Genomic DNA, 12,628 nt, shown 5'->3' on the forward strand with positions numbered 1-12,628 from the left:
CTTTCGTGTGTCGATGGATTGCCGCCATGCTTGCGTGAACAGGCATGGCGGCCGGCAACGTCAGGCCGCGTCGGCCAGCTTCTTGTTGCGGTCGGCGCGCGTCACCGCGGCACGGAGTTCGGACGGATCGAAGTCGTCTACCGAAATGAACTCGAACACGCCCTCGCGCACGCGCTTGAGCAGTTCGAATTCGGCGGCATTGATCACGCCCGCCTGCATCGCTTCGACCAGCTGCCCCACGAAGTCGTGCGACTTGAACTGGCCGGCCTTCTGCGCCTTGCCGAACTTGCGTTCCACCGGCTCGGCCGCGATCACGTCGGGCAGCAGTGCGTTCATCCGGCCGATGGTGTTGTTGGCGGTCGGCGTGAGATAGGTCCACTCGATCAGGCGATCACGCGCCTCGCCCGGCGCCGTGATGATGGCGGCGACGCGGCGGCCCAGGCGATCGGACGGCGGCACTTCGCGGCGTCCCCATGGGAACACCAGCGCACGCAGCAGCCAGGACACCGGGCGCACCGGGAAGTTGCGGATGGCGCCGTCGAGCGAGGTCTGGATGCGCCACATGCACTCGTGGAACGCCCATGCCAACAGCGGACGATCGGCTTCCGGACGGCCAGTGTCCTCATAACGCTTGAGCATGGCGCTGGCGATGTAGAGATAGCTCAACACGTCACCCAGGCGGGCGGACAGCTTTTCCTTGAACTTCAACTTGCCGCCCAGCACGCCCATGAAGGTATCGGCACACAGCGCGAGCGCCGCCGAGTAACGGTTGAGCTTGCGGTAGTAGCGACGCACATAGGCGTCGCCCGCGGTGTCGCCGATGCGCGATCCGGTGAGGCCCAGCGTAAGCGAACGCACGGCGTTGGAGATGCCGAAACCGATATGACCGAACAACGCGCGATCGAACGCCTTGAGGCGATCGCCGTAGTCCGGAATCGACAGCGCCTGCATTTCCTTCAACACATAAGGATGGCAGCGGATGGCGCCCTGACCGAAGATCATCAGGCTGCGCGTCATGATGTTGGCGCCTTCCACCGTGATCGCGATGGGCACGCCCTGCCAGGCGCGGCCGGCGTAGTTCTTCGGACCCAGCTGCACGGCCTTGCCGCCGTGCACGTCCATCGCATCACCGGCGATGATGCGGCCCCACTCGGTGGCGTGGTACTTGGCGATCGCCGACGGCACCGCCGGCTTCTCGCCGCGATCCACTGCGGCTGCGGTGGCACGCGACAAAGCGGCCGTCGCGTATGTCAGGCCACCGATGCGGGCGAGTGCTTCTTCCACGCCTTCGAAGCGTGCAATCGAAAGACCGAACTGCTTGCGCATGCGCGCATAGGCACCCGTCGCAGCAACGGCAGCGCGCACGCCGCCGGTGGCATTGGACGGCAGCGAAATGGCACGACCCACCGAGAGACATTCCACCAGCATCCGCCAGCCATGGCCGGCCATATGCGGGCCGCCGATCAGCACCGACATCGGCACGAACACGTCCTTGCCGTGCAGCGGACCATTCTGGAACGGCACGTTGAGGGGGAAGTGACGGCGACCGATTTCCAGGCCCGGCGTGGAACGCGGCAGCAACGCCAGCGTGATGCCGAGGTCTTCCTTGTCGCCCAGCAGTTTCTCCGGGTCGTACAGACGGAAGGCCAGACCCACTACCGTGGCGATCGGCGCCAGCGTGATGTAGCGCTTGTCGAAGGTGAGCTTCATGCCCAGCGTTTCGACCCCATCCACCACCTGCTTGCAGACCACACCGAAGTCGGTGATCGAGGTGGCATCGGAACCGGCATACGGGCCGGTGAGCGCGAAACACGGAATTTCTTCGCCCACCGCGAGGCGCGGCAGGTAGTGGTTCTTCTGCTCGTCGCTGCCGTAGTGCAGCAGCAGTTCCGCCGGGCCCAGCGAATTGGGCACGGCCACCGTCGATGCCACCGTGGCCGACATAGTCGCGAGCTTCTGCAGCACCGCCGAGTGCGCCAGCGCCGAGAAGCCCAGGCCGCCATACGACTTGGGAATGATCATGCCGAAGAACTTGTGCTTCTTGATGAAGGCCCAGACTTCCGGCGGCAGGTCGGCCAGCTCGTGGGTGATCTGCCAGTCGTCGATCATGCCGCAGAGTTCTTCCACGGGACCGTCGAGATAGGCCTGTTCTTCCACGCTCAACTCCGGCTTGGGCTGCTTGAGCAGCTCATGCCAGTCGGGCTTGCCCGAGAACAGCTCGCCTTCGAAACCGACCGTGCCTGCTTCAAGCGCCGTCTGTTCGGTTTCGGAAAGCTTGGGCGTGACCTTGGCGAACATCTTCAGCAGCGGCGTGCTGATCTGCTTGCGGCGGAAACCGTCCATCAGCAGCGGCACGGCGATCGCCAGTTCGATCACCACCAGGACGAAAGTCGTCCACGGCGCGCCGGCAACCAGGCCGACCACGACGGTCGTGATCACCGTGGCAATCGCCCACGTGCGCAGACTGCTGCGGTGGTAAGCACAGGCGCCAGTGGCAATCAGCGCCGCCAGCAAAGTCAGTATCACGGACATTCAAACACCTCGTTACGCATGACGTCTTGGTGGAACATGGATTCAGGCGGTGACCGCATCGCTGCGATCGGTAGAAGAAAGCTGGCCCACGAATCGTGCGATCTCGCGGGTGAATGCGTCGTTGGCGTCGCCGGCGACCATGTGTGTGGCGCGCGGCAGCTCCACATGCTCGGCATGCGGCACCAGCTGCAGGAATTCATCGACGGTGTCGCGCGAAACGACATCGCTGCGACCGCCCGACAACAACAACACCGGCACGCGCACCTTGGCCGCCGCCGACATCAGGCGCGGCTGGTAACGTTCGCTCTCGCTCACCAATCCGTTGAGCAGGGCCGGATCCCAATGCCAGCGCAGGCGACCGTCGTCGCCTTCGCGCAGCAGGGGGCGCAGTTGATCTTCGGTTTTGCGCTCGGCGCGATGCGGCATGTACCTAGCGATTTCGTCCGCCGCCTGCGCATAGTTTTCGAAGCCGTCGGGATGGGCCTGCATGAAGGCCAGGATGCGTTCCACGCCCTTGGTTTCCCAACGCGGCGTGATGTCGACCAGCACGAGTGCGCGAAACGCCTCCGGATCAATCTCGCCGGCGATCACCAACCCGAGCAGGCCGCCCATCGACGCGCCGACCAGGATCGGCTTGCTCAGCTCGGCGTGCGCCAGCAGGCGCAGGTCGCCGATGAATTGCTCCATGTGGTAATCGCCGCCCGCCACGTGGCCGCTCTCGCCATGGCCGCGCGCATCGAAGGTGACGCAGCGGAAGCCTTCGTCCGCCAGCGCTTCGGCAGTGGTGCACCACGCGCCGCGCGTCTGGCCGAAGCCGTGTGCGAAGAGCAGCGTGGGATGGCCGGTGGGCTGGCGAATATCGATAGCCAGCGTCAGGCCGTCGACGGCCGTGACGTAGTTACTGGATTTCTGGGTCGGGGTTGTCGATACCATACGCATGAGTATGGATTGCAACAAATGGCTGCGTCAATATGCGCTGCGGCAACGCGGAGTTTCCGTCGATTCAACGACTTGCCCGGACGCCAATTGCAAAGCGGCCCGCAGGGGCTACCATACGCGTATGAATGCAAGCGCCAAACCCGAACGCACCCGCCTGTCCGCCGAGGATTGGGAAGACGCCGCCCTCCGGCTGATCGCCGACCAAGGCGTTGGCGCACTCGCCGTCGAGGCGCTGGCACGCCAGCTGGGCGTCACCAAGGGCAGCTTCTACTGGCATTTCCGTACCCGCGAGGCGCTGCTGCAGGCGGCGCTGGAACGCTGGGAGCAATACGGCGAGAAAGAGGTGATCAGCCAGATCGAGGCCATGCCCGATCCCCGCGCGCGCCTGCCCGAATTGTTCCGCCGCGTGGCGCATGAAATCGCACCGCACCGCGTGTATGCCGCGTTGCTCAAGGCGCTGGATCACCCGCAGGTGGTGCCGGTGATGGCGCGCGTTTCGCAGCGCCGCATGGAATTCCTCACCACCATTTACAGCGAGGCCGGCCTGGTGCCGGAAGAAGCGCTCAATCGCGCCCGGCTGACTTATGCCGCCTATGTGGGCTTCCTCCAGCTCAACTTTACGCTGGGCCTGCCGCGCATCAGCCATGACGAGTTCGATGCGTACGTGGAGCACATGATCCGCACCCTCACGCCGGCCTGACCCTCGGCCAGGCACCATCGCTCGCACGAACGCCGCCCTCGGGCGGCGTTTTTTTATGTTGCCAACCACTGGTAGTCCAGCTGGCAAAGTGGTCTGCAGTTACACCTGTAACTATCGGGTCTGGCAGCGAATTAGGGGTGCGCCCAGTTGGCTTTTGCTGCGCCATGCCTTGCCATGCCAGTGCACGTAAGTTACCGTTTCTGTTCTTTTTTAGCTCAAGACCAGAGTGAGGAAACGATGTCGAGCAAGCTGGCAGCGCTGCAGCGCTGGGTTGATGAGGTCGCGGCGCTGACCCGTCCGGCAAAGATCCATTGGTGCGACGGCTCGGACTCCGAGTACCAGCAGCTGGTGCAGCACATGCTGGGCACCGGCGACTTGATCGAGTTGAACCAGGAGACCCATCCGGGCTGCTACCTGCATCGCTCGAGCCCCTCCGACGTGGCCCGCGTCGAGCACCTCACCTTTGTGTGCACCAAGGACGAGGTCGACGCCGGCCCGAACAATCACTGGATGGCCCCGGCCGATGCGCACGCCAAGATGGACGCGCTGTTCGACGGTTGCATGGAAGGCCGCACCATGTATGTGATTCCCTACTGCATGGGCCCGATCGACTCCCCGCTCGCCCGTTGCGGCGTTGAGATCACCGATAGCCCCTACGTGGTCGCCAACATGCGCACCATGACGCGCATGGGCGCCGCCGCACAGGCGCGCATCGAGCGCGAAGGCACGTTCGTGAAGGGGCTGCACTCCACTGGCGAACTCGATCCCGAGCGCCGCTTTATCATGCACTTCCCCGAAGAGCTGACCATCAAGTCCTACGGCTCGGGCTACGGCGGCAATGCATTGCTCGGCAAGAAGTGCCACGCGCTGCGCATCGCCAGCTACCAGGCCAAGTCCGAGGGCTGGCTGGCCGAACACATGCTGATCGTGGGCATCGAAAACCCACAGGGCGAAACGCATTACATCGCCGCCGCGTTCCCGTCCGCCTGCGGCAAGACCAACCTCGCCATGCTGATTCCGCCGGAGGCTTACCGCCAGGACGGCTGGAAGGTGTGGACGGTGGGCGACGACATCTGCTGGATGCGCCCGGGTGCGGATGGACGTCTGTACGCGATCAACCCGGAAGCCGGTTATTTCGGCGTGGCCCCGGGCACCAGCGACGCCACCAATCCCAATGCGCTGTCGACGATTGCGCGCGACACCATCTTCACCAACGTCGCCGTCACCGCCGACAACCAGCCGTGGTGGGAAGGCTTGCCAGGCACGCCGGTCACCGACTGGCAGGGGCGTCCGTATGACCCGGCGAACGGCCCGGCCGCGCATCCCAATTCGCGCTTCACCGTCAGCGCCAGGCAGTGCCCGACCTGGTCGCCGCGCGCAGAGGATGCGCAGGGCGTGCCGATCAGCGCCATCGTGTTCGGCGGTCGCCGTCCTTCACTGATCCCCCTGGTGTTCGAGGCGAAGGACTGGAAGCACGGTGTGCTTGTCGGCGCCGCCATGGGCTCGGAAACCACCGCCGCCGCCACCGGCGCCGTCGGCGTGCTGCGCCGCGACTCGATGGCCATGAAGCCGTTCGCCGGCTATCACTACGGCGACTACTTCCGTCACTGGCTTTCGTTTGACCAGCCGGGCGCCAAGCTGCCGAAGATTTTCCACGTCAACTGGTTCCGCAAGGGCGAGGACGGCCGCTTCCTGTGGCCGGGCTTCGGCGACAACCTGCGCGTGCTGCAGTGGATGATCGATCGCGTGGAAGGCCGCGCCGCGGGCAACCACACGCCGATCGGCACGCTGCCGAAGGCTGGCGAGATCAAGCTCGACGACCTCCAGCTCGACCGCGCCACGGTCGACACCTTGTTCGAAGTGGACCAGGCCGGCTGGACCGCCGAACTCGCCGCCATCGGCGAGTACCTGGAGAGCTTCGGCCAGCGCATGCCGCACGAGCTGCATGCCGAACAACAGCGCGTCGCCAAGGCGCTCAACGATGCGGCTGTCCCGCCGCGCGCGGCCGTCGCCTCCTGACGCCCTCCCCCTCGCCGGCCCGACGCGGCCGGCGAGGATCTCTTGCTACTGAGGCAGGCTGACCCTCTCCTCGCCCAAGGGCTCTAAACCTTGCTGCGCGCCGGTGCATCCAAGCTGGCAAGATGATTGCTGCCTGCCCCGCCACCGGAACCACCATGCCGCCGCCAGCGCCCGCCGCGGAGTCTCATGACATGGACGACGTCCAGGCGGCGGCGAGTGGCGATCGTGCGGCTTTCCAGCGGCTCTATCGGGCGCATGTGGACCGCATCTACGGCGCCATCTTGCGCCTGGCCGGCTACGACCACGCCCGCGCCGAGGATCTCACCCAGGAAGCTTTCATCCGCGCCTGGCAGAAACTGTCCGGCTTTCGCGGCGATAGTGCGTTTAGTACCTGGTTGTATCGCCTGGCGGTGAATGTCGCGTTGATGGATATCAGGTCGCGCGGTTCGGACCCGGTCACCATGATGGACGAGGAACTGATCCCCGATCACGGTGAAACGCCGTTCTGCGCCGCCGAACGCGACGAACTGGAACGTGCCATTGGCAAACTGCCGCCACGGGCGCGCGCCGTGCTGGTGCTGCACGACGTGGAAGGTTGGCGACACGAGGAGATCGGTGCCGAACTCGGCATGGCAGTGGGTTCGTCCAAGGCGCAATTGCATCGCGCCCGCGGCCTGCTGCGGAAAGTTTTGGGAGAACGCTCATGAACGAATTTGAATGGCTGCGCCAGACACGCGCCCTGCGCGAACCGGTTACTCCACGTCGCGATCTGTGGTCCGGGATCGACGCTGCACTCGATGCAGCCGATACCAGCACGGTCGTGCCCACTGCACGACGCGCATGGCGCCAGCCGCAAAACTGGCTGATCGCCGCCAGCTTCGTCGGCTTGTCGCTGTTTGCCGGCAGTCTTGCGGTGCACCTGCGCGATCGCACGCTGGCCAATGCCACGGCGTCCACCACGCCGGACGTGAGCCGCTGGCGTCCGAACGATCCGCGCCTTGCCGGCGCGGCGGTGGAACTGGATGCCGCCAACATGGAACTGCGCCAGGCCATCGAACAGGCGCCCGACTCACCGGCGCTGCAGCGACTGCTGATGCGCACCCAGAAACAACAGTCGCAGCTGCGACAGATGGAACACCAGGCTGGTTGAGTCCAGCGGAGCCTTCACCATGAAAACCGCACGCGTCATCCCACTCCTGCTCAGCCTGTCGATCGGCCAGGCCCTGGCCGACACGCCCATCAACCTCAGCCACGACGCGTTGCCCAACGCGCATGTGAGCATCAGCAACGTCAAGGGCGCCGTGACCGTGAGCGCCTGGGATCGCAACCAGGTGCAAGTCACCGGCCGACTCGGCGACGGCGCCAAGCCGCTGGCCATCGAAGGCAGCAACAGCAGCTTGAGTATCAAGGTCGAACCGCAGGGCAAGTCCGGCCTGTTCAGCTGGGGCAGCGACAGCTCGATGGGTTCCACCACGCTGGATGTGCGCGTGCCCAAGGGCGCCTCGCTCGATGTCGACGTGGTGAGCGCGCCGATGAACATCGACGGCATCGACGGCGGCAGCATCAAGGTCAACACGGTCAGCGGCAAGGCGCGCATCAATGCCCGCTCGCCCAGCGTCGATGCCGACGCCGTGAGCGGCAGCCTGGAGCTGGCCGGCAGCGCGGACAAGGTGGCGTTGCAGACGGTGAGCGGCGACATCCTCGCGCCGAACGTGGGCACCGAGGCCAACCTGCAGACGGTCTCCGGCCGCATCCATGTCAGCGGTGGTCCGTGGCGCAGGCTCAACCTGAGCACGGTCTCGGGCGATGTGCAGCTGGCCGGCGGCGTCGCGCCCAATGGCAGCTATGACGTCGACAGCATGAGCGGCGACGTGCAGATCCAGGTGCCGTCCAACCTGTCGGCGATCATCAAGGCCTCCACCTTCAGCGGCGACCTGCGCAGCGACTTCGGCACGGTGAAGAAACCCGAGCACGGCCCCGGCAGCGAGCTGGAAGCCACGGCGGGTGCGGGCGGCGCCAAGATGAATGTCGAAACCTTCAGCGGCGACCTGCGCATCCGCCGGCAGGATTGATCACCGACTGGCAGCAACGAAAAACGCCGGGCAAGCCCGGCGTTTTCTTTGCGCGTTCAACCGATGGTCGACGGCTTGAATCAGAGATCCTGGTGGTACTGCACGTACGGCGTGCGCGACTGGTCAGGTTCCGGGCCCGCCGGCGTATTGATGGCATTGCCCGACGACCACAGATTCTGCGCGCCGATGCTCAGCTGGCCCTGCCACGGCAGACGCCAGGTCACGCCCAGGTCAATGCTGTTCCAGCGACGATCCGGGTTGTAGCCGGCGCCACCGGGCACACCCGCTTCCGGCGCCATGGTACGACCCACGATGCTGCCGCTCAGCGGACCGCGATCGACGCCAAAACTCACCGCTTTCTGGTCGAGTGCATTCACGCCCAGCACGTTGCCAGGCAGCAGACGCACACGGCCGACGCTGGCGCCCAGATCGATGCCGCTCTTGCCATCCAGGGCGAAGCGACCACGCGCATTGACCTGGGTGCTGCTGTCGAAACCGGAGAGGCCGTTGACACCCGGCATGGCGCCGGGGAGCAGACGCGGCAGCGTGGCAGCGCCCTGCACATTGTCGGTGCCCACGCTCAGGCCGAGCGAATAGCGACCATCGTTATACGTTGCGCCCACTTCGCTGCCGATGATGCGCGGCGCCTGGTTGTTCGCCCAGTTGTGCTCGCTCACGCCCACGTGCGCCTGCACGTTGGGGGCGATGCCGTAGCGGAATTCGGAAGACTGCACGGTGGCCGAATCCACCGCGCGGAACTGCAGCGGCGTATCGGCCAATTGCGCCGAACCCAGCGTGTCGCTGTTCGACTGCAACGCCAGCCAACGGCCATCGGAGCCGCGCCACAGGGGCACGCCGTTGGCAGCGGCCTGGGAGGTCTGATCCGGCGTCTGCGAGAGCAGGCGACCGGCCGCGCTGTACGAATCACTGGCCGCAGTCTGTCCTGCCGCGATCAGCGGCATCAACAGCAGTGGCAATGACAAGAACAGACGACGCATGAAACGCGAAACCCCCGCGATACAGATAGGCAGGAACGGATTCGCCCCCTCCCAGAGACGAGTTAGGCCTAACGATACCACATTTTACTTTTTGCTAACACCCAGATTCCCAGTTTGTGAACCAAGTCCGTATGGCCCATCTCACGAATTTTTGACATCTGCCAACCCAATAGGTTCCCGGTTTACAGACCCGGCGACAAAGCTGAATGGAGGCGATATATAGTCCTCTCCTGTCGACAATGCCCGGAATCGCCCCACGACTGATGACATCGGTCCCTTCCAGCACAATGCCCTCATGGCCTGCGGACAGCGCTGTCGCAGCCATGCATGCCGCGGTGGAGCGACTCTTCCGCGCGGCTGATGCTGCGAGCGTGGCGGAAATCTGCGAAGTCATGCTGCGCGATCTGGGCATCGAAGGCCGCCTGCACTGGCGCCTGCTGGGCGACACCGAGCCGCCGAACGAGCAGATCACCCAGCTGGATCTGGCGGAGGATCCGCAAGGCCTGCGTTCGCTGGTGCTGGCCTTGCCCACGGGTTCGATCTCGGACCCGATGAGAGAGAACCTGGCGTGGATCGGTCGGCTGCTGGCCTGCCGCCTGCGCCAGCTGGCGGAAACCTCGCGCCTGTACGAAGCCATTTCGCGGCTGGCGCTGGCCGAGCGTCTGCAGCGCGCGCTCTACGCCATTGCCGACCAGGCGGGCGCCGAGCACAACATGACCGAGATGATGCACTCGCTGCACGCCATTCTCGGCAGCCTGATGTACGCGGAAAATTTCTACATCGCCTTGTACGACGCCGCGACCGATACGGTGCGCTTTCCGTACTACGTCGACACGATGGACAAGGAACCGCCCTCGCCCGACGAATCGGTGCCGCTGCAGGAGATGCGTTACAGCCTCACCTGGAATCTGCTGCAGGGCGGCCAGGCGATCATGGGTTCGGTGGCCGAGCTGACCGAACAGTTCAAGGGACGCTTCGTGCTGCTGGGCCCGGTGTGCGAACACTGGCTGGGCGTGCCGCTGCTGCGCGACGGTCGCGTGGTCGGCGGCATCGTGATGCAGAGCTATCGCGAGGACACCCATTACAGCGAGCACGACCGCGAACTGCTCAGCTATGTCGCCAAACATGTGCAGACCGCGCTGGAACGGCGCGAGGCGCACGAAGAACTCGAACGCCGCGTCTCCAGCCGCACGGCGGCGTTGCGCGAAGCCAACCGCGTGCTGCGCCAGCAGGTGCTGCAGCGCCAGCGTGGCGAGCGCCTGCAGGCGGCGCTGTTCCGCATCGCGGAGCTGGCCAATGCTTCCGAAAGCATCGACAACTTCTATGCCGCCGTTCACCGTGTGATCGGCGGCCTGCTCTATGCGCGCAACTTCTATATCGCGCTGCTGGACGAAGAGCAGAAAACCCTTAGCTTCCCCTACTCCGTCGACGAATTCGACACCGTGCGCCTGCCGCGCGCGCATGGCCGCGGCGTCACCGAATTCGTGCTGCGCCACGCCAAGCCACTGCTGGCCGATCCGGCGGAATTCGATCGCCTGCAGCAGAGCGGCGAAATCACCCATCGTGGTTCGCGTTCGGTGTGCTGGCTGGGCGTGCCGCTGGTCTGGGGCGATCGCGCCATGGGCGTGCTGGCCGTGCAGAGCTACTCGCCGGAACATACTTACGACGTGCGCGACCAGGAGTTGCTCACCTTCGTGGGCTACCACGTCGCCAACGCGCTGCAACGCAAGCACACCACCGAATCGCTGAAGCAGGCCTATGCCAGCCTGGAGCGCCGCGTCACCGAGCGCACGCGCGCCCTCGCGCTGGCCAACCGTGACCTGCGCGAACAGATTGCCGAGCGCGAGCGCGTGGAGCGCCGCCTCAAGTACGAGACCCTGCACGATTCGCTGACCGGCCTGCCCAATCGCACGCTGTTGCTGCAGCGCCTCGAGCAGGCCCTGCAGCGCTATCACGGCGACACGCAGGAATTGTTCGCGGTGCTGTTCATCGACCTGGATCGTTTCAAGGTCATCAACGATTCCGTCGGCCACCTGGTCGGCGACGATCTGTTGTTCCAGGTCGGCGGCCGCATCCGCGCGTGCTTGAAGACGCGCGACGTGGTGGCGCGCCTGGGCGGCGACGAATTTGCCGTGCTGGCCGAAGGCATCACCGATCCGAAGATGGCGATGCTGATCGCCGAACGCATCATCGACGAATTGCAGACGCCGTTCCGCCTCGGCGCGAAGGAAATCTTCACCTCGGCATCGATCGGCATCGCCCTGCCCAGCCCGCATTACCAGCGTCCGGAAGAGCTGCTGCGCGACGCTGATGCGGCGATGTATCGCGCCAAGGACGAAGGTCGCCATCGCGCCGCGGTGTTCGACGATCGCCTGCGCCGCGAAGCTCTGTCGCTGCTGGAAATGGAAGGCGACCTGCGCCGCGCGCTGAGCCGCAACGAATTCGTGCCGTTCTACCAGCCCATCGTGGCGCTGCAGACCGGCCGCACGGTGGGCTATGAAGCGCTGTTGCGGTGGCGCCATCCGGACCGCGGCCTGCTCACGCCCGGCGATTTCCTTGCCGTGGCCGAAGAAAGCGGCTGCTCGGAAGCCATCGACTGGCAGATCTTCGAGCAGGTCTGCGCGCAGGCCGAAGCCTTGGCGGGCAGCGATGGCTTCGTCAGCATCAACGTGTCCGGTCGCCACTTCCGTTCGCTCGACCTGGACAAGCGCCTGCTCGACCTGATCGAGTCGCATCACCTGCCGCCGCGCTGCCTGCGCGTCGAGGTGACCGAGCGCGCGCTGCTGGAGAACGCTGTCCAGGTGAAGCGCATGCTCGACAATCTGCGCGGTCATGGCGTGAGCATCGCGCTGGATGACTTCGGCACGGGTTACTCGTCGCTGAGCTATCTGCACCAGTACCCGATCGAGACGCTGAAGATCGACCGCTCCTTTATCGTGGAATTGCCGCGCGAAGGCGGTCACGGCGCCGCGGTGGTGCGCGCCATCCAGGCGCTGGCCAATTCGCTGCAGATGCAGGTGATCGCCGAAGGCATCGAAGAAGAAGACCAGCGCGAGGCACTGCTGCGCATCGGCTGCCGCTTCGGCCAGGGCTTCCTGTTTGCGACGCCGAAGATGGCTGAGGTGTGGCTGCAGCGAGAGCATCATTTTGCGTTGCCATAGGGCCTCGCACCCTTCGCTTCTCTCCCTCGGTTCCACCTGATCGTCATTCCGGCGCAGGCCGGAATCCAGTTGCGATGCAATGGATTTTTGCGGAGCCTCCAACGCAGGCTGTCGTAACGCTAGAACCAAATACCCACGCCACTGGATTCCGGCCTGCGCCGGAATGACGGGCAAAAGAAAAGGCCGGCGCCTTTCGGCTGCCGGCCC

General features: G+C 65.1%; 9 protein-coding genes. 6 read left to right on the forward strand and 3 right to left on the reverse strand.

Annotated features, from left to right (window positions below; translation table 11 throughout):
* Window positions 1-60: 60 nt before the first annotated feature.
* Together AC1DKY_RS17760 and AC1DKY_RS17765 are read right to left on the reverse strand one after the other, a co-directional pair.
* Window positions 61-2,532, reverse strand: a complete 2,472-nt coding sequence (locus tag AC1DKY_RS17760; protein ID WP_441604964.1) for an acyl-CoA dehydrogenase — start codon at window positions 2,530-2,532, stop codon at window positions 61-63.
* Window positions 2,533-2,574: 42 nt separating this feature from the next.
* On the reverse strand, window positions 2,575-3,465 hold the full coding sequence (locus tag AC1DKY_RS17765; RefSeq protein WP_441604995.1) for an alpha/beta fold hydrolase: 891 nt from the start codon (window positions 3,463-3,465) through the stop codon (window positions 2,575-2,577).
* A 127-nt stretch (window positions 3,466-3,592) separates the two neighbouring features.
* Here AC1DKY_RS17765 and AC1DKY_RS17770 point away from each other — a divergent pair, with 127 nt between their 5' ends.
* The 5 genes from AC1DKY_RS17770 (at window position 3,593) to AC1DKY_RS17790 (ending at window position 8,262) form a co-directional block, all read left to right on the forward strand.
* Window positions 3,593-4,171: a TetR/AcrR family transcriptional regulator gene (locus tag AC1DKY_RS17770; protein ID WP_441604965.1), complete on the forward strand. Its 579-nt coding sequence runs from the start codon at window positions 3,593-3,595 to the stop codon at window positions 4,169-4,171.
* A 174-nt stretch (window positions 4,172-4,345) separates the two neighbouring features.
* Complete coding sequence (locus AC1DKY_RS17775; protein WP_441604966.1) at window positions 4,346-6,190, forward strand: phosphoenolpyruvate carboxykinase (GTP); 1,845 nt, start codon at window positions 4,346-4,348, stop codon at window positions 6,188-6,190.
* A 155-nt stretch (window positions 6,191-6,345) separates the two neighbouring features.
* Window positions 6,346-6,897, forward strand: a complete 552-nt coding sequence (locus AC1DKY_RS17780) for an RNA polymerase sigma factor (RefSeq protein ID WP_121877918.1) — start codon at window positions 6,346-6,348, stop codon at window positions 6,895-6,897.
* Window positions 6,894-7,340 carry a hypothetical protein gene (locus tag AC1DKY_RS17785; RefSeq protein ID WP_441604967.1) on the forward strand — a complete coding sequence of 149 codons (447 nt, stop codon included), beginning with the start codon at window positions 6,894-6,896 and terminating at the stop codon, window positions 7,338-7,340. The genes AC1DKY_RS17780 and AC1DKY_RS17785 overlap by 4 nt, the downstream gene beginning before the upstream one ends.
* Window positions 7,341-7,359: 19 nt before the next feature.
* Entirely contained in the window at window positions 7,360-8,262 is a 903-nt protein-coding gene (locus tag AC1DKY_RS17790; RefSeq protein ID WP_441604968.1) for a DUF4097 family beta strand repeat-containing protein, read from the forward strand.
* 80 nt (window positions 8,263-8,342) lie between these two features.
* Here the strand turns inward: AC1DKY_RS17790 and AC1DKY_RS17795 are convergent, their stop codons facing one another.
* Window positions 8,343-9,260 carry a hypothetical protein gene (locus AC1DKY_RS17795; protein ID WP_441604970.1) on the reverse strand — a complete coding sequence of 306 codons (918 nt, stop codon included), beginning with the start codon at window positions 9,258-9,260 and terminating at the stop codon, window positions 8,343-8,345.
* 323 nt (window positions 9,261-9,583) lie between these two features.
* On the opposite strand from AC1DKY_RS17795, the gene AC1DKY_RS17800 reads away from it, so the two are divergent.
* Window positions 9,584-12,421, forward strand: a complete 2,838-nt coding sequence (locus AC1DKY_RS17800; RefSeq protein WP_441604971.1) for a bifunctional diguanylate cyclase/phosphodiesterase — start codon at window positions 9,584-9,586, stop codon at window positions 12,419-12,421.
* The last annotated feature ends 207 nt before the right edge of the window (window positions 12,422-12,628 follow it).

This window comes from Dyella sp. 01N448 (assembly GCF_056399225.1).